This is a genomic window from Aquabacterium sp., assembly GCF_030652515.1.
Lineage (GTDB): Bacteria > Pseudomonadota > Gammaproteobacteria > Burkholderiales > Burkholderiaceae_C > Aquabacterium.
In genome coordinates this window covers 26251-47331 of the sequence record NZ_JAUSAR010000107.1, presented here as the reverse complement: position 1 = coordinate 47331, position 21081 = coordinate 26251, and the positions used below count along the sequence as shown (strand labels likewise).

At 63.2% G+C, this 21081-nt stretch carries 22 protein-coding genes; 17 read left to right on the top strand and 5 right to left on the bottom strand.

Annotation, left to right across the window (positions count from 1 at the left end; translation table 11 throughout):
- Positions 1–29: 29 nt before the first annotated feature.
- From Q7V20_RS12780 to Q7V20_RS24365, 3 genes are all read left to right on the top strand, one after another.
- A complete protein-coding gene (locus Q7V20_RS12780; protein ID WP_304791522.1) occupies positions 30–755 on the top strand; it encodes a hypothetical protein in 726 nt (241 codons plus the stop codon).
- A 247-nt stretch (positions 756–1002) separates the two neighbouring features.
- Complete coding sequence (locus tag Q7V20_RS12775; protein WP_304791519.1) at positions 1003–1248, top strand: hypothetical protein; 246 nt, start codon at positions 1003–1005, stop codon at positions 1246–1248.
- Positions 1241–1711 (top strand): hypothetical protein, encoded by a 471-nt coding sequence (locus Q7V20_RS24365; protein WP_370652462.1) that lies wholly within the window; start codon positions 1241–1243, stop codon positions 1709–1711. The genes Q7V20_RS12775 and Q7V20_RS24365 overlap by 8 nt, the downstream gene beginning before the upstream one ends.
- Here Q7V20_RS24365 and Q7V20_RS24360 read toward each other — a convergent pair.
- From Q7V20_RS24360 to Q7V20_RS12760, 3 genes are all read right to left on the bottom strand, one after another.
- Positions 1642–2259, bottom strand: a complete 618-nt coding sequence (locus Q7V20_RS24360) for a hypothetical protein (RefSeq protein WP_370652461.1) — start codon at positions 2257–2259, stop codon at positions 1642–1644. The two genes, Q7V20_RS24365 and Q7V20_RS24360, sit on opposite strands and share 70 nt — an antisense overlap.
- A gap of 162 nt (positions 2260–2421) precedes the next feature.
- Positions 2422–3369, bottom strand: coding sequence for a PEP-CTERM sorting domain-containing protein (locus tag Q7V20_RS12765; protein ID WP_304791516.1), 948 nt, complete (start codon positions 3367–3369; stop codon positions 2422–2424).
- A 508-nt stretch (positions 3370–3877) separates the two neighbouring features.
- Positions 3878–4762, bottom strand: coding sequence for a LysR family transcriptional regulator (locus tag Q7V20_RS12760; RefSeq protein ID WP_304791513.1), 885 nt, complete (start codon positions 4760–4762; stop codon positions 3878–3880).
- A 78-nt stretch (positions 4763–4840) separates the two neighbouring features.
- On the opposite strand from Q7V20_RS12760, the gene Q7V20_RS12755 reads away from it, so the two are divergent.
- The 3 genes from Q7V20_RS12755 (at position 4841) to Q7V20_RS12745 (ending at position 6723) form a co-directional block, all read left to right on the top strand.
- A complete protein-coding gene (locus Q7V20_RS12755; RefSeq protein ID WP_304791511.1) occupies positions 4841–5272 on the top strand; it encodes a DoxX family protein in 432 nt (143 codons plus the stop codon).
- A gap of 16 nt (positions 5273–5288) precedes the next feature.
- A complete protein-coding gene (locus Q7V20_RS12750; protein ID WP_304791508.1) occupies positions 5289–6032 on the top strand; it encodes a glutathione S-transferase family protein in 744 nt (247 codons plus the stop codon).
- 208 nt (positions 6033–6240) lie between these two features.
- Complete coding sequence (locus tag Q7V20_RS12745) at positions 6241–6723, top strand: GreA/GreB family elongation factor (protein ID WP_304791505.1); 483 nt, start codon at positions 6241–6243, stop codon at positions 6721–6723.
- A gap of 8 nt (positions 6724–6731) precedes the next feature.
- Here Q7V20_RS12745 and Q7V20_RS12740 read toward each other — a convergent pair whose 3' ends face one another.
- Entirely contained in the window at positions 6732–7721 is a 990-nt protein-coding gene (locus Q7V20_RS12740) for a DUF3616 domain-containing protein (RefSeq protein WP_304791502.1), read from the bottom strand.
- 36 nt (positions 7722–7757) lie between these two features.
- Here Q7V20_RS12740 and Q7V20_RS12735 point away from each other — a divergent pair, with 36 nt between their 5' ends.
- Positions 7758–8831 carry a mechanosensitive ion channel family protein gene (locus Q7V20_RS12735; RefSeq protein WP_304791500.1) on the top strand — a complete coding sequence of 358 codons (1074 nt, stop codon included), beginning with the start codon at positions 7758–7760 and terminating at the stop codon, positions 8829–8831.
- A gap of 62 nt (positions 8832–8893) precedes the next feature.
- Here the strand turns inward: Q7V20_RS12735 and Q7V20_RS12730 are convergent, their stop codons facing one another.
- Entirely contained in the window at positions 8894–10768 is a 1875-nt protein-coding gene (locus Q7V20_RS12730) for a hypothetical protein (protein WP_304791497.1), read from the bottom strand.
- Between the two features lie 45 nt (positions 10769–10813).
- Here Q7V20_RS12730 and Q7V20_RS12725 point away from each other — a divergent pair, with 45 nt between their 5' ends.
- From Q7V20_RS12725 to Q7V20_RS12680, 10 genes are all read left to right on the top strand, one after another.
- The gene (locus tag Q7V20_RS12725) at positions 10814–11932 is read left to right on the top strand and encodes a BMP family ABC transporter substrate-binding protein (RefSeq protein ID WP_304791494.1); all 1119 of its coding nucleotides are present in this window, start codon (positions 10814–10816) and stop codon (positions 11930–11932) included.
- A gap of 31 nt (positions 11933–11963) precedes the next feature.
- Entirely contained in the window at positions 11964–13055 is a 1092-nt protein-coding gene (locus tag Q7V20_RS12720) for an ABC transporter permease (protein ID WP_370652460.1), read from the top strand.
- A complete protein-coding gene (locus Q7V20_RS12715; RefSeq protein WP_304791491.1) occupies positions 13052–13975 on the top strand; it encodes an ABC transporter permease in 924 nt (307 codons plus the stop codon). The genes Q7V20_RS12720 and Q7V20_RS12715 overlap by 4 nt, the downstream gene beginning before the upstream one ends.
- A 16-nt stretch (positions 13976–13991) precedes the next feature.
- A complete protein-coding gene (locus Q7V20_RS12710) occupies positions 13992–15041 on the top strand; it encodes a formamidase (protein ID WP_304791489.1) in 1050 nt (349 codons plus the stop codon).
- A complete protein-coding gene (locus Q7V20_RS12705; RefSeq protein ID WP_304791486.1) occupies positions 15038–15733 on the top strand; it encodes a cysteine hydrolase family protein in 696 nt (231 codons plus the stop codon). The genes Q7V20_RS12710 and Q7V20_RS12705 overlap by 4 nt, the downstream gene beginning before the upstream one ends.
- Positions 15730–16734: an ABC transporter substrate-binding protein gene (locus Q7V20_RS12700; protein WP_370652459.1), complete on the top strand. Its 1005-nt coding sequence runs from the start codon at positions 15730–15732 to the stop codon at positions 16732–16734. The genes Q7V20_RS12705 and Q7V20_RS12700 overlap by 4 nt, the downstream gene beginning before the upstream one ends.
- Positions 16735–16739: 5 nt before the next feature.
- Complete coding sequence (locus Q7V20_RS12695; protein WP_230177478.1) at positions 16740–17519, top strand: ABC transporter permease; 780 nt, start codon at positions 16740–16742, stop codon at positions 17517–17519.
- Between the two features lie 394 nt (positions 17520–17913).
- On the top strand, positions 17914–18717 hold the full coding sequence (locus Q7V20_RS12690) for an ABC transporter ATP-binding protein (protein WP_304791479.1): 804 nt from the start codon (positions 17914–17916) through the stop codon (positions 18715–18717).
- A gap of 16 nt (positions 18718–18733) precedes the next feature.
- A complete protein-coding gene (locus tag Q7V20_RS12685; RefSeq protein ID WP_304791476.1) occupies positions 18734–20386 on the top strand; it encodes an ABC transporter ATP-binding protein in 1653 nt (550 codons plus the stop codon).
- On the top strand, positions 20383–21066 hold the full coding sequence (locus Q7V20_RS12680; RefSeq protein ID WP_304791474.1) for a cysteine hydrolase family protein: 684 nt from the start codon (positions 20383–20385) through the stop codon (positions 21064–21066). Before Q7V20_RS12685 ends, Q7V20_RS12680 begins: the two co-directional genes overlap by 4 nt.
- The last annotated feature ends 15 nt before the right edge of the window (positions 21067–21081 follow it).

Below are 21081 nucleotides of genomic sequence, written 5' to 3'. Positions count from 1 at the left end.
CTGGCAATTCGCAACTTCGGGAGGAATCCATGGGCTACGTCAACACACAGTCGTTCCAGCAATCGCAGATCACGCCGAAAGGCGCATGCCTGCGCCTGGCCGTCAAGTGGGCCGCTACCTCGCTGTGTGGAGGCACAGTGAACTTCTTCCAGTCGAGGGAAGAGTGGTTGGGACACAAAAGCACCGACAAGCCGGAGGGGCGATGGCGTGAACGATTGGCCACGGTGCGCCATGAGATGTTCGGCGGCGACGAAGGGCTTCAGCAGATGGTGCTGGCAAGCAGCCCTGCGGTCGGTGCCGACAAATCGCGCTGGACAAGCACCCTGGAAAAACACCGCATCTACGCCGCAGAAAGCGAGCAAGCACCGAACCCCGAAGCCAACCAATCCATCGCCTTCGCCGCCATCAAGCAATGGAGTGCCAACATCGCGCGCCGCTACGGGAAGGCGATCGATGTGCAGGAGTTCAATCTGCAGAACAAGGGCCACAACGTGTGCGTGGCTTACCAGCTGGGCCCCTTGCCAAGCCGGCCAACACTGGTGCTGACCTATGTCTACAACAATGCCGACCTCGGCGTTGTTGGCGGGCATGCGATTGCCTACTCGAATTCGATGATCTTTGATCCCAGCGGGGGGCTCTTCCAGACCGGTTCATGGGAAGACGGGCTGCCCCTGCTGGATGTGGACCAGTACGCATGGGATCACTACGGCAGGCCCATCAGTCTCTTCTGCTATGCGCTGAGCCTGAGAAGCTAGGCTTGCGGATTGGCATAGACGCTTGTATCATCCGCCCCCATTGCCGAAGGCGCCCACGACAGCGCCCGCAAAACCTCCTGCATGACGGAGATCCCTCTTATGTCCTCATTGTTCATCCCCACCATCGACTGAACACGGTTCCCGAGCCCCGGCTGAACCGTGTCTGTTCACAGATACGGCTTTCAGACCGCGCCGGCTAAGCAAGCCCCGCAGCCATTGAGCCGGGGCTTTTGCTTTCAAAAACCGAATGAGTGCACAACTCCGCTCCCGCGCCCTCCAAGAGGGCCGGATCAAAGCCCTGCGCCGCCTGAAACAAGCCATGACGCTGGTGCTCGAAAAAACGAGCCCCGGTGCGCGCGACCCTGTGGCGCGCGCACTCAGCCAGCGTGGCTTGCGTGGCGCAGGTCAACACATCCAAAGCCGTGGCGCACAGCGCCGCGCAGACCGCATGGCGCTGCAAGCGCTGGTGCGACGAAAGGACTGGGATGAATGACATCCAGACATTGCGCGGGCAGCTCGCGCAGAGAAACCAACAGCTGCAGGACATCGCCGTTCAACTCAAGACCGAGCTGTTCGGCATCGACCGCGTCATCGATTCAGTGCGGGCCTGGTACGTGCTGCCCGAGCTCGTCACGCGGCCAGTGATCGTCTGCCTCTGGGGCCTCACGGGCACCGGCAAAACCCAGCCGGTGCGGCGCCGGGCGCGAGAGGGTGAGCCCGGCATCCTGGCGCTCGACGGGTTCCAGCGCTTCTGCACCATCGACAACAAGCGCGCCGAGGTGCGTGTAGAGCGCTACCAGGACGTCTGGGCCCTGCTGTCCGACGGCCGCATGCCGCCCGCGCTTTCGCTGCTGGGCGACATCGAATCGTCCATCGCGGAGGCCGCCTACGATGCCGAACGCGCCGAGGCAATGGGAGACCGACTACAGCCAACGCCGACACCTTCCATGCCCTGACCAGCAAGCTGAGCGTCATCGACGTCAAGCAGGCGCTCAACAAGCGCTTCAAGCCCGAGCAGGTGGCGCGCCTGGGCAATGAGCATGTGGTCTACCCGTCGCTCAGTCGGCGCGCTTACGAGCAGTTGATCGACCAAGGCTGCGCCCGCTATGCCCGTGAAACGGCCGCGCGATGCGGCCTGCGCTTTGAGGTGGACGCCAGCGTGCACGAGCAGATCTACGCCAACGCCGTCTTCCCCGCCCAGGGGACTCGGCCGCTGTTTTCGTCGCTGCACGCCATCCTGGGCGCCGGCCTGGCGAAGGCTGCGCTGTGGGCGCTGGGATGCGGCGCCACGGCGGACGACACGGTGGCCCTCACGGCCGATGGCCGCAGCCTGATCGCGCATTGGCGCGGCCAGACGCAGGCCATTGCGGCACCGTTTGAGATCAGCCGCCTGCGCCAGCGCAGCAACCCGGACTTTCGCACTCCGCTGGCCGTGCACGAGGCCGGCCACGGGCTGGTTCATGCCTTGCTGTTTGGCCGCGCACCGCAAGAGGTCAAGATCCATGTGGCCAGCCTGGCTGGCCGGGCCGCCGAGCTGCTGGTGTTTGGGCCTGAGTTGAGCTTCAGGGGTGCTGAGAGCGATCTGCGCAAGGCCACGGAAACGGCGGCGCGCATGCTGCGCTGCGCACCACGCTTGGCCGGATATTTGGGCAACCCGTACCTGACGTCAGGCCACCCGCCGTCGTGCGGCGATGGCCAGCGCACCAAGCCCGGCGGCGACAAGCCACACGGTGGCCGGCTCCGGCACATGGGCAACCTCGGCGAAACCGGACTGTGTGAGGTGGATCGAAAATTGGTCAGTCGCACCCGGGGCAAGAGTGATCTCGTACCTCTTTTCCCCGATCCTGGGGTCCGGATTCGGCCGCACCGGGACCATGGACACCGGCGGATCACGGGGAGGATCTCCTGCGACATTGAAGGCGAAGGCATCTTTTGGATCGCAGCAAGGAAGACCCGCTCCGATTCCAGCAAAAAGCTTGGTCTCCACTACGGCACTGTCGCTGGGTGGATGATCGGCATGCGCCTTGGCTGTCAAGTTGTAGGCCACGGTCCAGACCACGGTTAGCGGATCTGCTGTCAGATTTTTGAAGAACGTGTTCGCCAGCCAGTCCACGCTGGCCGTCGCGTAGCCTTTCGGTTCAAACGCCTCGCCAGTGATGTTGGAATTCATCGTGAATGAAAACCCTGACCCGGACGGCGTCGCGATCGCACTTGCTGTCCCCATCGACGAACTGGCGGCTGCGTAGGGATAGTCCAGGGAGCCGTTTTCGTCTTTGAAGATCAGCGGGGCGATTCCGCCGTTCAGGTTGACCTCATCGTAGGGTATCGGCGGTGCGTAGTCGCCGCGATTGACCGATTGGTTGACGTGCGAGATCTGGTAGGCCGCATCCCCCGGTGTCGCCACCTGGGCCGAGGCATCAAGAAAGTTCGAACCCGCAGCGAAGCCGAGGCCGGACCATGACGCGCCTTGGCCAAGGCTAACCGTGGCGGTCACGTCGGCGAATGAGCTGAAAAAAGTCGCGGCGGCCGCCTGGCCCGGGCAGGCTCCGGCAGCACCGGCAAGGACAATGGCGGTGAGTGCGACGCGATGTGACAGGCCGGGCGAAATGCTCATGACGGAGTCCCCTGCAGTGGTAGAGCGCCTGGGCGCGTTCGTTGGAAGCATAGTGTTAAAGAGTCGTTGAAGCTTGAGGCAAGTCAACAGATGTCGTCGTCTTGGAGCGCTCCACTGTCATTGACGCTTCAGGCCGCTGTCCAACATAAGTGACTGTGAACTGTTCAAACCCTCGTAGCGATGTCAAGGCGATTCTGTTTTTACCTCCATTGGGCTCACGGGGTAAAGCCAGTCCCGTGGCCACCGAATTTTCCAGGAGTAATTACCTGGTCTAAGCTACTGTGCTCCGTGCCGCAAAGCTGACCGTGGCGAGCGGCAGGTCATGGCCGCGAGTGCCAGTTCGTGGGCAGCGCCGACAGCTGACTTTGATTGGCGAAAGCTCAGACAGCGAAGGTCAGCTTCCTGGCACTGCCGCGTGCTCACGCTTGCGGCCACAAGCGGGTGCTCATGACCGGCGGCCTGCCACTGCTCCATCAGACCAGCAGCGGCCAGGCCATCCTCGCGCCAGTCAGTCCATCGAAAGCACCTGCGAAAGGTGTCCATACACCGTCGACACCCGGCGCAGATGCCGTGACTCGGGATGAGTCAGCAGCCACAGCTCCGTTTGGCACTCGTCGAGCACTTCGGTCAACGACACAAGGTTCGGGTGGGACTTCGCCAGGAACAGGGGCACAACACCCACGCCGAGACCCAGGCTGACCAGTTCCATCACCGTCAGGATGCTGTTGACACGGTAGGTCGGCACGACCTTCGGGAAGTGCCGTTTGCGCCACACGACCGAAGGATGCTCGGGCAGTGCATCGTCTGGTGCCACCCAAGCCGCCTTGCCGGCTTCGACATCGCTGTAACGCTTGATGGCCCCCCTCTTCGCGGCGAACAACGCCACCCGAATGGGACCCACGTGCTTGCCCACCAAGTGCTGCGGCGGCCGCTTGGTGGCGCGGATAGCGATGTCGGCGTCCCGTCGGGTCAGGCTGGCCAGTTCATTGCCGGTGTGCAACTCGAAACTCAGCAAGGGATGCCGCTCCCTGAGGACCTTCAGGGCCGGCGCTACCAGGCCGTGCAGGATAGTGTCGGTCGTGGTAATGCGCACGGTGCCCGACACCTCGTCGGGCTGCAACTGGGCCGCTGACCGCGCTGACTCCAGCGCCGCCTCAAGGCGCTCGCCGTGCTCGGCCAGCGACTGCGCTAGTTCCAAAGCTTGGTAACCCGCGCGCGAACGCTCGAAGAGTGCCTGCCCCAGGCCGCGCTCGATGCGCTGCAACGAACGGAACACCGTGGAGGCGTCCACGCCCAGCCGCTCGCCGGCATCGGCCAGGGTGCCTGAGCGAACCAGAGACAACACCGTCTCCAGATCGGCCGCGCTGAGCTTGTATTGCGTGGGTGCATTCATGGTTTGCGGAGGTGCCTATTTTCATTGCTAATTCGCAATCGTACAGTCTCGCCATCGTTACTCAATGAGGAAATGCAAATGAACCCAACCGATGTCCATGGAACCGTGCCCTATGGCGTGGCACTGCTTCGCATCAGCCTGGGCGTGATGTGGATCGCCCATGCGCTGTTGAAGCTGTTCGTTTTCACGTTGCCAGGTACCGCCCAGTTCTTTGCAAGCGTCGGCCTCCCCGGCTTCCTTGCTTATCCGGTGTTCGCTGCCGAACTGCTGGGCGGCCTGGCGCTCGTCTTCGGTGTCTACGCGCGCCAGATGTCGTTGGCACTGGTTCCAGTCATGACGACGGCCGCGTGGGTGCATCTGCCCAACGGCTGGATGCACACCAGCCCCAACGGAGGCTGGGAGTATCCGGTGTTTCTGGTCATCGCGTCGCTCGCGCTGTGGCTACTCGGTGACGGCGCATTCGCGCTGCGCCGAGGGGCGTGGCTCGTTCCCCGTTTGGCGCGAGCCTGAGCCAAGGAGAAATGCAATGAGAAGCGTATTGTGCAAATTCGTCGACCTTCCTACGGAAGGCGCGAAGCCTGTGCACCTGTTCGGCCGTCCGGCACTGACCTTGATCAGCCACCGCCTGTGCCCTTATGTGCAGCGCGCTGCGATCGTCTTGTCAGAAAAGTGCATTGCGTTCGAGCGCGTTGACATCGATCTGACCCACAAGCCAGACTGGTTTCTCAAAGTGTCGCCCCTTGGCAAGACGCCGGTGCTTCTGGTTGACGGGCAGCCGATCTTTGAATCGGCGGTGATATGCGAATATCTCGACGAGACTGCGTCACCTAGACTGCATCCGCAAGACGCCTTGGAGCGCGCCCGACATCGTGGCTGGATGGAGTTCGGCTCGGCGGTGCTCAACGCCATCGGCGCGTTCTACAACGCGCCCGACGAAGAAACGCTTTTGGCCAAGGTCGCGGACATCCGCAGCAGGTTCGAGCAGATTGAGACCGAACTGACCACGGGGCCGTACTTCGCCGGCGAGCGCTTCACGATGGTGGATGCGGTGTTCGGACCGGTGTTCCGCTACTTCGATGTTTTCGAGCAGTTCGAGGATTTCGGGTTCTTCGCCCAGACGCCCCGCGTCCGTGCTTGGCGCGTCGCTCTGGCCGCAACAGACTCGGTCAAGGGAGCTGCCAGCGCGAACTACCCGGCATCGTTGCGCGCGTTCCTGCTTGCTCGCAAGAGCGCGCTGTCCAGTCGCATTCAGCCGTTCGTCGCCGCATGAAGATGAAAAACTGGTGTCTGTCTGAAGCGCTTGAACCGACCGCTTTGCGGCAATGAGATCTGCTTCATGAGCGACGGCTCGGGGTCGGGACCCGTTCCCGGCCAGTTCCTGCCGTTTGATGCACCGAAATGGGCGACAGGAAACGGCTGGTGGAGCCCTTCATAATCAAGACCTGTCCCCCGCTTGTTCGAGATGCCCACCTTTCATCATGGATAAATTCTTGCTGCAGCAGCAGGTGCTGGAACGGCTCGCCGAAGACCTGCTGCAAGCTGAGCAGGCAGCGCGGGCGGCCCATGAAACGGCGACTCACGAAGAAAACATCGCCGAAAACAAATACGACACCTTGGGACTCGAAGCCGCCTACCTGGCCACCGGCCAAGCTCGTCGCGCCGAAGCCATCCGCCAGGCGATGGCCCATTGGCGCCAATTCCGCCCGCTCCCCTACGATGCCAGCAAAGGTATACAGCTCGGCGCGCTGGTCTGCCTGGTCGATGCCGACGACAAGCAGCAACAGCTCTTTCTCGGCCCCGATGGAGGCAGCATGAAGTTGGTCAGCGGCGCGCAGCTCATTCAGGTCATCAGCATCGAAGCTCCTTTGGGCAGGGCCATGCTGGGTAAATGCGAGGGTGATGAGGTGTCGATACAGGTCGCTCCAATCCGACAGCAGTTTGAGGTGCTGCGGGTTCATTAAGCCGCCCCTCAGCCCGGGCCCCAACTCCGAAAGCCTTGCCAGCCACGAGGCAGCACCTTGCACACCAGGCCACGATGCTTGCGCTGCCCATCGTCACTCAACACCTGGAACCCCTGTGTGCCGGGCACCGCGAACACCGCCTCCGGGTGCAAGCCCTTCAAGTCAACACCCTTCACCAGCACGGGCGCCTGGCCAGGGTCGCCTGACCAGCGGTACAGCGCAAACGCCCCCGTGTCCTCCGGGGGCCCCGCCACGATCAGGTAAGCCGACCCCACCCAGTCAATGCTGCGAATCCCCCGCCGCCCCAGGTCCAGCTGAATGGCCTGACCCCAGCGAGCGCGTGCACCGTGGTCGATCACCTCGTTGGGGTTCTCCAGCGGCACCAGCAAGGCGCGCTGCTGGGGCACCGGGTTTCTGAACCCGATGAGCAGGCGCCCGTCAGGCGTGGCAGCCAGGCCTTCGATGTTCAGCCCGCCCTCCGCCTCGGGTGCTTTGGCGGCCGCACCGGCCAGCTTGAACGCCGCCAATGAGGGGGCCGCCAACAGGTCGTCCAACAAGCCCGAGTACGCCTTGCCCACGGTCACCAGCTTGAAAGGGGGCTGCTTTGGCGGCGCAGCGCGGCTGATCACCTCGGTCGCAAAGAAGCGCAAACGCCGATCCTGCCGCTTGCCCTCGCTGTTGCGCCCATGCGAAGACACCCAGTAGGTGCGTTGGCCGATGGACGCCGCGCCTTCGATGTCCGACTCCTTGTCGGGCTTGGTGCCCAGAAAGCTTGAGACGTCCAGCTTGTCCACCGCCGCCGCTTGCCCGCGCCGATACACCACCAGGGTGTTGCGCTCATCGTCGGCCACCACGAAGTGATCTGCATCCAGCGCCACGGCGGCCGATGCATCGCACAGGCCCTGGTAGTTGAAGGTGTCCTGGGCGAAGGCGCTGCTTGATGCGCTGATGGCAGCCGCCCAGAGCGCGGTCCTGACCAGCGTGCGTTTGAGGTCCATGGTTTCTCCTGGGCACCGGGCCGTTACAGTGGGGGCATGAACATTCTGAGTGATTGGTTGAGCCGCCACGTGGGCATCGAGCCTTGGGTGGCGTCCTTGATCGCCATTGCGATCGTCACCATTGTGCTGAACCAGCTCGCGCAAGTGTTGTTGCGCCAGGCCGCGAAGTGGACGGCGAACACGGCCACGGCCTGGGATGAAGCCGTGGTCAGCACCGCCCGCCGGCCCATCCTGGTGGCCATGTGGGTGGTGGGCTTCAGCTACATGGCGCGTGTGCTGCAACGGCATGTGGAAGAGCCCTTCCTGGCCGAGGTGCAGTCCTTGCGCGATGTGGCGCTGATCACCTGCGTGGTCTGGTTTCTGCTGCGCTTCATTGGCAAGGCCAGCCGCCACATCATCGCCGCCCGCCTGGCGCGTGGCGAAGAGGTGGACGACACCACCATCGATGCCCTGGGCAAGCTGGCGCGCCTGGTCACCTTCGTGGTGGCGGTGCTCATGGTGGCGCAGACGCTGGGCTTTCACATCACCGGGCTGTTGGCCCTGGGCGGCGTGGGCGGCATCGCGGTGGGCTTTGCCGCCAAGGACATCCTGGCCAACTTCTTTGGCGGCCTGACCATTTACCTGGACCGCCCCTTCAGCGTGGGCGATTGGATCCGCTCGCCCGACAAGAGCATCGAAGGCACGGTGGAATACATCAGCTGGCGCCACACGCGCGTGCGCGCCTTCAACAAGAACCCGATCTACGTGCCCAACGCGGTGTTCACCACCATCGTGGTGGAGAACCCCTCGCGCATGAGCCACCGGCGCATCAAGGAGACCATCGGCCTGCGCTACGAGGACATCGACCGCATTGAGCCCATCGTGGCCGACATCCGCGCGATGCTGGTGGCGCACCCCGACATCGACGCCACGCAGACGCTGATCGTCAACTTCAACCAGTTCGGGGCCTCATCGCTGGACCTGATGGTCTACGCCTTCACCAAAACCGTGGTGTGGGTGGCCTACCAGGAGGTCAAGCAAGACGTGCTGCTGAAGATCGGCCGGATCGTGGCGCAGCACGGTGCCCAGGTCGCGTTTCCGACGCAGACGCTGCATTTTCCCCAGCCCTGACCAAGACACCGCCCGGGGGATTACCCTGAAGCGGTCGAACCGGCCTGGCTTGATTGGGCTGGTCAAGGTTGAGCTTTGGCTTTCTTGGCCTTGACTGGATCCTTGATGGCAAGTCTGGTAGCGCCGGCTGCGGTCGGGCCGTTCTCATGATTGGCCGGTGTTGACAATGCGCTCATCAGGTCCAGCACGCAGGTTTGAAGCTCACTCCTGCTTGAACTGACAATGGACCCATACGAGTTCGAGCCCCGCTCAGCCGCAGGGGAAGATAAGCCACTGTTGATCTGGGTGCAGGTTTGTAAGGCCAGCACTGGCAGGATGTTTTTGATGTCCATCGTGCTTTCTTGGGCGATCAGACGTTTGAGCAAATTGGCATTCACCTGCTGATTCACGGCGCTGATGATCTGAGTCATGCCTTCTCGATTGCACCAAGTGGCCAGCAAGGTGTTGGCCACGGGCTGTGATCCAGTCTCCAGATCTTGCTTGATGCCAGCGGCCTCTTCGATCAACTTCTTCTCCCGCGACAAGGCCTGGCTGAATTTGATGCGCCCGTCGCTGCGCATTTGTGAAGCGTGGAACTTTGACCGGTCGACTTGCGTGGGATTTGGATTGGTTGCCATGAACTCTGCTTCGCTGGCTTCAATTTGGCTGCTCAGAAAAGATATTTCTGACTGCAAGGTGTTCAGCTCTTTGTTGATATCGTTCAGGCGATTTTGTCGTTGGGTGGCACCTTGGTCGCTCACCGGCTCCCTGGACGAGTCTTCCATGGTGGTGAAGCAGGCGTCCAGCAATACGCCAACATCCACGTCGTCCATGTAGTTGCGGTGAATCTTCAGCAGATCGACGGGCGAGCCGTTGTGTGGCTGAGGGTCACCATCTTTGCCACCGTTCAGCAAGGTGGCCACGGCCAGAGCCTGTCCGTTGCTCTTCACGCCGCCACTGGAGGCGATTTCCAGTGCGCCTTTGGCCGCGATGAGATCCGCAAGCTCTTGCTGGCGCGATTCGATCTTCTTCTGTGCCGCTGCTTGCTTGGAGCCTAGCTCATTGGCCTCGTCTTGCAGGGATGCGGTCTCTGCTTGATTTGCTTTGGCCTGATCAATCGCGCTTTTTTTGTCTTTCACTTGCGCGTCCAGGGTTCTCAGGGCCTTGGTCTCGTCCGCGAGTTGCTCTGCGCTGGCTTTGATCCGTTCGTCCGCTCGCTTCAGAGTTTCTGGACTGACAGCACCCCCCTCCACCTGGGCCGATCCGGTCAGGGCGATCAGTCCTCGAGTGAGCGCGCCAGCGCCTGCTTCGCTGATCAGAAGGGTGATCATCTTGCGGTCCAGGCGGCTGAGCCGAAGGGTGTAAGTGATGTTGGTGACCGCCCCGTTGGAGTACGCGCGGCAAAGATCCGCCAACTCATCACGCAACAATTGAATCGTTGCGATGCGCTGCCCGAGTTGGGCAATGCTTTCCGTGACCGACCTGCTGACACCTGCGCCCACTTCGTTTTTCCCATCGGTGGCCTTGAGCTGCAGTTGCAAGGCTTCACTGATGGCTTTGGCCACGTCCGGACTGGGTTCTGCGCAGATCACACGGCGACGTGCACCTGCGGTCACCTGGCTGGCATCCCCAGCCTTGCCTGTGTTTGCAAATGCACGAAAGTCCTTGACTGGCTGGGTTGTCACGAACACCGCTCGTTTGTCCGCCGAGTTGAAGATCACCTGGTCGTCACCATCCACCTTGCCAAGGGTTTGAACAGATTGGCAGCCAAGCAAAAGCGCAGGGGTGATCCAAACGCACAGGTTTCCCAGGATTTTCTTCATGCACCCTCCCATTGGTTTAACTGCGATCCTTTCATTGATTGAAGGCCCATGTCCACCCCTAGTGGTAGGGGTTTGCAGGAGCCTCAGGTCCGGACCGCATTTGCCTGTATTGGCATGGATGTTGCTGGTATACAAGCTGGTACATCAACGGTGCATCAAGCCGGTGCAAGGAGAAAACGCATGTCGCTGGATCAATGGAATCGTCGTTCTTGGCTCAAAACGGTGGGCGCCACGGGGGCGGGTGTCGCCATGGCGGGCTGGTCCGACCTGGTGTTGGCGCAAAAGCCCATCACCATCGGCATGATCTACGTGGGCCCCAAGGACGACTTTGGCTACAACCAGTCGCACTATGAAGCGGCGTCCGAGATCAAGAAGATGCCCGGCATCAAGATCGTGGGTGAAGAGAACGTGCCCGAGACCCAATCGGTGCAAAAGACCATGCAGGGCATGATCTCGCAAGACGGCGCCACGCTGCTCTTTCCCACCTCCTTCGGTTACTTCAACCCCCACATCCTGGACGTGGCCAAGAAGAACCCCGACGTGCGCTTCGCCCATTGCGGCGGCATGTGGGACGCGGCCAAGCACCCCAAGAACGTGGGCAGCTTCTTTGGCTACATCGACGAAGCACAATACCTCAACGGCGTGATCGCCGGCCACGCCACCAAGTCCAAGAAGATCGGCTTCGTGGCGGCCAAGCCCATCCCCCAGGTGCTGCGCAACATCAACGCCTTCACGATGGGCGCGCGCTCGGTGCACCCGGACATCACCTGCTCGGTCATCTTCACGGGTGACTGGTCCATGCCGGTGAAAGAGGCCGAAGCCACCAACAGCCTGGCCGACCAGGGCGTGGACGTGTTCACCATGCACGTGGACGGCCCCAAGGTCATCGTCGAAACAGCGGCCAAGCGCGGCAAGTTCGTCTGCGGTTACCACGCCTCGCAAGCCAAGCTGGCGCCCAATGCTTACCTCACGGGTGCCGAGTGGAACTGGGTCACCCCCTACAAGCAGATCGTGGATGCCGCGCGCACCGGCAAGCCGCACCCCAACTTCCTGCGTGGTGGCTTGAAGGAAGGCTTCGTCAAAACCTCGCCTTACGGCCCCGCCGTGTCTGAGGGTGCGCGCAAGAACGCCGACGCCATCAAGGCCTTGATGCTGAAAGACGAGTTCGAGATCTTCAAGGGTGAGATCAAGGACAACACCGGCAAGGTGGTGGTGCCCAAGGGCACAACGATCAAGCAGATTGACCCCGTGCTGGAAGGCATGAACTACCTGGTCGAAGGCGTCATCGGCAAGGTCTGAGTTCCGGTTGTAGCTTGAAAAGGCGGTTCACATGAGCGGTTCTTCATCGATGGCGTCGGCGGTGGAAAGCATCGCCTTGCCCATCCTGGCGCTGGCCGGGGCGGTGCTGCTGTTTGGCGGCTTCGTGTGGCTGGGTGGCACCTCGCCCACCGAGACCTGGATCCTGCTGTTCAAGGGCGCGTTTGGCGATGCGTTCTCGTGGCAGAACACCTTGCAGCGCTCGGCGCCTTTGATGTTGACCGCCTTGTGCGTGGCGATTCCGCAGCGGGCGGGGCTGATGGTGATTGGCGGTGAGGGGGCCTTGGTGTTGGGCGGCCTGGCCTGTGCGGGGCTGCCTTACCTGTTTGCACCACCGGCCTCGGCCGCGGGCACCGTGATGGTGTTGCTGGCCGGTGCGGCGGCGGGTGCCGCGTGGATCGGCATCGTGGGGGCGCTGCGGCAGTACCGGGGTGTGAACGAGACCATCAGTTCCCTGCTGATGGGCTACCTGGCGGTGGCACTGTTCAAGCACTTTGTGGAAGGGCCCATGCGCGACCCATCCAGCTTGAACAAGCCTTCGACCTTGCCGCTGGACCCAGCGATTCTGATGGGCTTGATCCCGGGTTATGAGGTGCACTGGGGGCTGGTCTGGGGCGTGGCGTGCTGCCTGATCGCGGGCTTCTGGTTGTACGGTTCCACGCACGGTTTTGCCACACGGGTGGTGGGCGGCAATGCCCGGGCCGCGCGCCTGGTGGGCTTGCCCAGCCACCGCCTGGTGATCACGGCCTGCGCCTTGGGTGGGGCGTGTGCGGGCCTGGCAGGCGCCATCGAGGTGTCTGCGGTGCACACCAATGCCAATGCCTCTTTGATTGCGGGCCTGGGCTACACGGGCATCCTGGTGTCCTTCGTGGCGCGCCACAACCCTTGGGCCGTGATCCCGGTGGCCATCCTGTTCGGCGGCTTTGGTTCGGCGGGCAGCTTGCTGCAACGTCGCCTGGATCTGCCCGATGCCTCGGTGCTGGTGCTGCAAGGTTTTGCTTTCGTCATGATTCTGGCCAGCGAGGCCCTGCGCGGTCGCCTGGGTGAGTTGCTGGCCCGCCGTCCTGGCATCCCTGCCAACAGCCTGTCACAGGTGCCCGCATGAGTGAGTCCTCCATCTGGTTCGACGTGATCATCGCGGTGCTGGGCGGCGCGATCCGGGTCGGCACGCCGTTTCTGTTCGTCAGCCTGGGCGAGTGCCTGACGGAAAAATCCGGCCGCATCAACCTGGGCCTGGAGGGCGTGCTGGTGCTGTCGGCCATGGCCGGTTTTGGTGGCAGTTACCTGACGGGCTCACCGTGGTTGGGCGTGTTGCTGGCGGGTTGTGCGGGCGCCTTGCTGGCGCTGCTTCACGGGCTGCTGTGCTCCCTGAAGGGTGTCAACGACATCGCCACCGGCATCGCCTTGATGCTGTTGGGTGCGGGCCTGGCCTTCTACCTGGGCAAGGGCTTGATCCAGCCGCAAGCCGCGCAGATCCCTTCGATTGACCTGGGCGGCTGGAGTGATTCACAACAAGTCCAAGCGGCCTTGCGCATCAATGCCTTGTTCCCCATTGGCGTGGCGCTGGCGGCCTTGATGGCCTGGGCCATGGCCAACACGCGCTGGGGCTTGATCGTGCGCATGGCGGGTGACAGCAGCGATGCGTCGCGCGCCTTGGGCTACTCGGTCAACACGGTGCGCGTGCTGGCCACGATGGCGGGCGGCTTCATCGCAGGCTTGGGTGGTGCTTCGCTGTCCTTGTATTACCCGGGCAGCTGGAACGAGGGCTTGTCCAGCGGGCAAGGCCTGATCGCGGTGGCTCTGGTGATCTACGCGGGCTGGCAACCCATCAAGTGCTTGTGGGCGGCCTTGCTGTTCGGTGGCGCGGGCGCCTTGGGACCGGCCTTGCAATCGGTGGGCATCAGCGCGGGCTATCACCTGTTCAACGCCATGCCCTACGCGCTGACCTTGCTGATCCTGATCTGGACCTGCTCGCCCAAGCGGTCTCTGCAAGGCGCCCCGATGGAATTGAACGTGTCACGTTGACGAGAAGGAGCACAGCATGAGCGGACTCAGTGGACTCAACAAATCGCCCAACGGCGTGGTCGTGGGCCTGGTGCAATTGCAGTTGCCGGTGGTCGAGACCCCGGCGCAACTGGCCTCGCAAACACAGCGCGTGGTTGACATGGTGGGCAAGGCGCGGCGCAGCTACCCGGGCATGGACCTGGTGGTGTTCCCGGAGTACTCGCTGCATGGCCTGTCGATGAGCACCGCGCCCGAGTTGATGGTGACGCTGGATGGCCCCGAAGTGGCGGCCCTGCGCGCGGCCTGCATCGCGAACAAAATCTGGGGTTGCTTCTCAATCATGGAGCAGAACCCGCTAGGCAACCCGTACAACACGGGCCTGATCTTCGACGACCAGGGCGCGCTCAAGCTGTACTACCGCAAGTTCCATCCCTGGGTGCCGGTGGAGCCTTGGGAGCCCGGCAACATGGGCATCCCGGTGATCGATGGCCCCAAGGGCGTCAAGCTGTCGCTGATCATTTGCCACGATGGCATGTTCCCCGAGATGGCGCGCGAGTGCGCTTACCAGGGCGCCGAGCTGATGATCCGCACGGCGGGCTACACCGCGCCGGTGCGCCACGCTTGGAGCATCACCAACCAGGCCAATGCTTTTCACAACCTCATGGCCACGGCCAGCGTGTGTCTGTGCGGCAGCGATGGCACGTTTGATTCGATGGGCGAGGCCATGGTGTGCAACTTTGACGGCACGGTGGCCGTGCAAGGCGGCGGTCGGCCCGATGAAATCATCTGCGCCGAGATCCGCCCCGACCTGATCCGCGAGGCGCGCCTGAACTGGGGCGTCGAGAACAACATCTACCAGCTTTACCGCCGTGGTTACGCCGCTGTGAAGGGTGGGGCGCAGGACTGCCCCTACACCTACATGCAGGACATGGTGTCGGGCCAGTACGAGCTGCCCTGGGATGAGCAGGTGGTGGTGACGGACGGCACTTCGTGCGGCATCCCCGCGCCCACCCGCGAGTTCCAGGGCAACGAGCCCAATCTGTTGGGCGCTAAGGCCCAGAGTCCCTTGTTCAAGGATGCGGCATGACCATCACCATCGACTCCAAACCCTACGCCTGGCCGTATGACGGCGACCTGCAAGCCTCGAACACGGCGCTGATCATCATCGACATGCAGACCGACTTCTGCGGCGTGGGTGGCTACGTCGACAAGATGGGCTACGACCTGTCGATGACGCGCGCGCCGATCGAGCCGATCAAGAAGCTGCTCGACGCCTCGCGCAAGGCCGGCATCCTGGTGATCCACACCCGCGAAGGCCACCGCCCGGATCTGACCGACCTGCCCGCCAACAAGCGCTGGCGCTCTCGCCAGATCGGCACCAATGGCGTGGGCATTGGCGACGTGGGCCCATGCGGCCGCATCCTGGTGCGTGGTGAGCCCGGCTGGGACATCATCCCCGAGCTGTACCCGATTGCAGGCGAGCCCATCATCGACAAGCCGGGCAAGGGCTGCTTCTGCGCCACCGACCTGGAGATGCTGCTGCACACCCAGGGCATCAAGAACATCATCCTCACCGGCATCACCACCGACGTGTGCGTGCACACCACCATGCGCGAGGCCAATGACCGCGGCTTCGAGTGCGTGATCCTGACCGACTGCACCGGCGCCACCGATCCCGCCAACCACGCGGCCGCCTTCAACATGGTGTTGATGCAGGGCGGCGTGTTCGGCACCGTGTCTGATTCCCCATCCGTCATCAAAGCACTGGAGACCTTGTGAACTCATCCTCTTCGAACAAACCCGGGCGCCGCCAGTTTCTCCAGGCTGGCGCCGCGTCGGTGGCCCTGGGCGCCGGGCTCATGTCGGCGCGCACCGCGCAGGCCAACGACGACAAGATCCTCATCGGCTACTGGCCCATCGCCTCGGGCTTGCCGCTGTACACCGCGCTGGAGCGGGGCTACTTCAAGGAGGCCGGCCTGAATGTGGAAGGGGTGAAGTTCGCCAGCGCCCAGCAGGTGGCCGAGGCCATGATCGCGGGCCGCACGCATGGCTCGGCCAATGGCACGGCCTCGGCCGCGCTGGGCCTGGCCGAGATCGTCTCGCCGGGCTTGTACAAGATCATCTGCTCCAACCCCTCCAACCACAAGCTGGTGCTCGACCAGTTCGTGGTGCCCAAGGACAGCCCCATCAAGTCCATCGCCGAGCTCAAGGGCAAGCGCGTGGCCTCTGGGCCCGGCATCCAGAACGTCACCCTGGCCAAGATCATTCTTGAGAAGAACGGCATCGTGGACCCCAAGGTGATCGAGTTGCCGATTGGCCAGCACGTGCCCGCGCTGGCGGCCGATCAGCTCGATGCCGTCTACACGCTGGAGCCCACCGGCACCGCAGGCCGCCTCAAGGGCCTGACCCGCGTGCTGGAAAACGGTGTGATCTCCAAGTACGTGCTGGGCGCGGCCGATGCCCCGTGGTTTGGCGGCTCGGCCAGCGTCACCACCAGCTTTTTGAAAGACCGCCCGGACGCCGCCAAGAAGTACATCGCGGCCTATGCGCGCGCGGTTGATTTCGTGCGCAAGAACCCGGCTGAAGTGCGCAAGCACCTGGATGGCTTCACCTCCATCGATCCCTCGCTGGTCAACGAGGTGCCGCTGTCGGGCTTCACGCTTTACAACGAGTTCACGGCGTCGGACCTGGGCTACTTCCAGAAGTTCTTCGACGTGTTCACCGAGCGCAAGATCTTCTCGCGCGCCGTGCCGGTCAAGCCCCTCATCTACACAGGTTGAACGCGATGATCCCCAAACAGCTCGACCGCTTGTTCGATGCGCGCTTGCTGCCCTTGATTGGGCCGCTGCTGCTGTTCGCGCTGTGGCAATTGGTCATTGCCGCGCAATGGGTCAAGCCGGTGCTGCTGCCGCCGCCGGGCGAGACCTTGCTTCACCTTTGGGACAGCGTGTGGAGTGGTGCCATCAAGGCCGATTTTCTGGCCACCTTGTGGCGCACTTTGGCAGCCTTCGGCATCGCCGTGGCCATTGGGGTGCCGCTGGGGGTGATGCTGGGCAGTTCGGTGAACGCTTATCGCAGCGTCGAGTTCCTGATCGACTTTTTCCGCTCCACGCCTTCGTCGGCGCTGATCCCTTTGTTCCTGCTGATCTTCGGCATCACCGATGCGAACAAGATCGCCATCGCGGCTTTTGCGGCGGTGCTGCTGGTGTTGTTCAACAGTGCTTACGGTGTGATGAACGCGAAGAAGACGCGGGTGATGGCGGCGCAGATCATGGGGGTGTCGCGCTGGCACGTGTTCAAGGATGTGATGCTGATGGAGAGCCTGGCTCAGACCTTTGTGGGTTTGCGCACGGGGGTGTCGATGTCGCTGGTCATCGTGATCGTGGCGGAGATGTTCATTGGCTCGGAGACCGGGTTGGGGCACCGGATCATTGATGCGCAGCAGGTGTTCAATGTGAAAGACATGTACACCTCCATCCTCATCACGGGGGCGCTGGGCTATCTGCTGAACTTGATGTTTTTGTTGATTGAGACCAAGGTGGTTCACTGGAGTGGCAAGGCATGAGAGGCCTGGTGTTGCCGTCGCTTGGGGTTGGGACAGAGCGAGGCGGGTGGACAGCTACGCTCATGTCCCCCGCCCAGGCTGCGCCTGGTCTCCTCCTTTACTTCGCTCCGCTGTCCACCCGCCTCGCTCTGTCTGGCGGCGCTCTGGCAAAGCCCTCGCTTCGCGAGGGCCAGGACATTGGCATCGGCGTGAGCCGCTGCCAATGTCCTTCCCACCACCACCGCGCTGTGAGGGGCGGACGGGCGGGGCGCATGGCGGAGCGAAGTAAAGGAGGAGGCATGGGCGAAGCCCATGACGGGGGACATGAGCGCAGTCATGCGCCCCGCTTGTCTGCCCCGTTCAACGCGCCCACCCACCATCTCCATCAGCATCAACAGCTCAAGGAGCACCTGACATGAACGCCGTTCTCCAACCCGATGAACCTGTGGCCATGCCCACCACCTCTCGTCCTCATGTCACCGTGCGCGGCCTGAGCAAGTCCTTCGCGGGCAAGCCGCTGTACACCGACTTCAACCTCGACCTGCCCCGCAACAAGATCGTCTCGATCTTTGGCCCCAATGGCTGCGGCAAGTCCACCTTGATGAACATGATCGCCGGCCTGATCCCCCTGGACAAAGGCGAGATCCTGTTCGATGGCAAGACACTCAAGGAAACCAAGATCGGCTACGTGTTCCAGAACTACCGCGATGCGCTGTTCCCCTGGATCACCGCGCGCGACAACATCGCCTACCCCCTGCGCCGCCACGGCATGAAAGAGGCCGAAGTGCAGGCGCGCGTGGACGAGCTGGTCAAGCTGTTCGAGATCCGCTTCGACCTGGCACGCTACCCTTATGAGTTGTCCGGCGGCCAGATGCAGACGGTCTGCATCATGCGGGCCCTGGCCCCCAACCCCGAGGTCATGTTCCTGGACGAACCCTTCTCGGCCCTCGACTTCGAGATGACCCTGTTCATCCGCGAAAAACTGCAAGAGGCCCACCTGGCCACTGGCGTCAGCATGATCATCGTCTCGCACGATCTGGAAGATGCCGTCTTCCTGGCCGATGAGATCCTGCTGCTCACGCGAAGGCCCACCAGCATCGCCGAGATCGTGCCGTTCAGGCTGCCGCGGCCGCGTCAACCCGAGTCGGTCGCCGACCCCGAGTTCGTGCGCGTCAAGGCGCACACGCTGGAAGTCTTCCGGCGCGAGATGAAAGCCTGACCGGAGCACCATCACCATGACAGCCCCCCTCGATCCCGTCCCCCCCAAGACCGGCGCGCTGGCGCTGTCCACCTACAAGCTGACCAAGCGCTTTGGCAGCTTCACCGCGATGGACGGGGTCTCCATCGACGTGCGGCCCGGCACCGTGCATGCGCTGCTGGGCGAGAACGGCGCGGGCAAGAGCACCCTGGTCAAGGCCGTGGTCGGCTACCACCAGCCGGAAGAAGGTTCGGTGCTGATCGATGGCCGCGAGCACGCCATCACCTCGCCGGTGGTGGCCCGCGACCTGGGCATCGGCATGGTCTACCAGCACTTCACCGTGGTACCCGGCATGACGGTGGCTGAGAACCTGCTGCTGGCGCGGGGAACGCTGCCCACCATCATCCCCTGGAACAAGGTGCGCCAGGAGCTGAAGGAGTTCCTGGCCACCACACCCTTCAAGCTCGATCTGGACGCGCGGCCCATGGACCTGTCGGCGGGCGAGAAGCAGAAGCTGGAGATCCTCAAGCAGCTCTACCTCAAGCCGCGCCTTCTGATCCTGGACGAACCCACCTCGGTGCTGACGCCGCAAGAGGCCGACGAGGTGCTGGGCCTGCTGCGCGACCGGGCGCACGCGGGCGAGGTCTCCATCATCATGATCACGCACAAGTTCCGCGAGGTGATGGACATCGCCGATGACGTGAGCGTGCTGCACCGAGGCCGCCTGGTGGGCAGCCACCGCGTTGCCGACACCAACCCCACCTTGCTGGGTGCCGAGATGGTGGGTGAGAGCCATGCGCGCAAGGCCCCCAGCAAGGCGGCCGATGATGTGATCGAGTTGGTGCCCGAAGCCGTGCTGGAAGAGGTGGTCTCGACCGCGCCCTTGCACCGCGTGCTGCTCAACCCCGCCGCGCCCCTGCGCCTGGAAGTTGACCAGCTCGACGTGCAAGGTGACCGGGGCGAGCGCGCCGTGCACCAACTCAGCTTGAACGTGCGCGCTGGCGAGATCCTGGGCATCGCCGGTGTCTCCGGCAATGGCCAGCGTGAGTTGATGGAATCCCTGGTGGGCCAGCGCGACCGCGAATCTGGCCAGGTGAAGATCGCCAATGAATCGTACCAAGCGCGTCGCGAGCAGAACCAGCGCCTCAATGTGCGCAGCCTGCCCGAAGAGCCTTTGCGCAATGCCTGCGTGGGCGACCTGAGCGTGGCCCTGAACATCGGCCTGCGCCGATTCGACCAAGCCCCGGCCGCGCGCAGTGGCTGGATTCGTGGCGGCGTGTTGCGCGACCAGGCCCGACAGTTGATCGCCGAGTACCGCGTCAAGACGCAAGGCGAGAACGCGCCCATCAAATCCCTGTCGGGCGGCAATGTGCAGCGCGCCGTGCTGGCCCGCGAGCTGGATGGGCAAGTCGATGTGCTGCTGGTGTCCAACCCCGTGTTCGGTCTGGACTTCGCCGCCGTGGCCGAGATCCACTCGCGCATCATGGGCGTGCGCAACAAAGGCGGAGCCGTGCTGTTGGTCAGCGAAGACCTGGACGAGCTGTTGAAACTGGCCGACCGCATCGTGGTGATGAGCGAAGGCCGCATCGTCCACGAATGCCAGGCAGCCGACGCTGACCGCCGCGTGCTCGGTGCCTTCATGGGCGGCGGCCACCACGAAGTCACCGCCCCTTTGGAGCAAGCCGCATGACCGCTGACACCACCCTCCTGAAAGTGCCCGCTCAGCCCTTTGAATACAGCTTCAGCATGGCGCACACGGCCCTGCTCATCATCGACATGCAGCGCGACTTCATCGAGCCGGGCGGCTTTGGTGAAACGCTGGGCAATGACGTGTCACTGCTGGCCGCCATCGTGCCCACCGTCAAGCGCGTGCTCCAGGCCTGGCGCGCCAGCGGCGGCTACGTCATCCACACCCGCGAGGGCCACGCGCCCGACCTGTCCGACTGCCCGCCCGCCAAACGCCTGCGCGGCGAACCCAAGCTGCGCATCGGCGACGAGGGCCCCATGGGCCGCATCCTGATCCACGGCGAGCCTGGCCACGCCATCATCCCCGAGCTGGCCCCCATCGCGGGTGAGCTGGTCATCGACAAGCCCGGCAAAGGCGCCTTCTACGACACCGCCCTGGGCGAGGTGCTGAAGACACGCGGCATCACCCACCTCATCGTCATGGGCGTGACCACCGAAGTCTGCGTGCAGACCACCATGCGCGAAGCCAATGACCGTGGCTATGACTGCCTGCTGGTCGAAGACGGCACCGAAAGTTATTTCCCCGCGTTCAAGGAAGCCGCCCTGGCCATGATCCGCGCGCAAGGCGCCATCGTGGGCTGGACGGCGCCCAGCGCATCCCTGTTGGCGGTCCTGCCCTCCTGATCGATCTTGTTGACC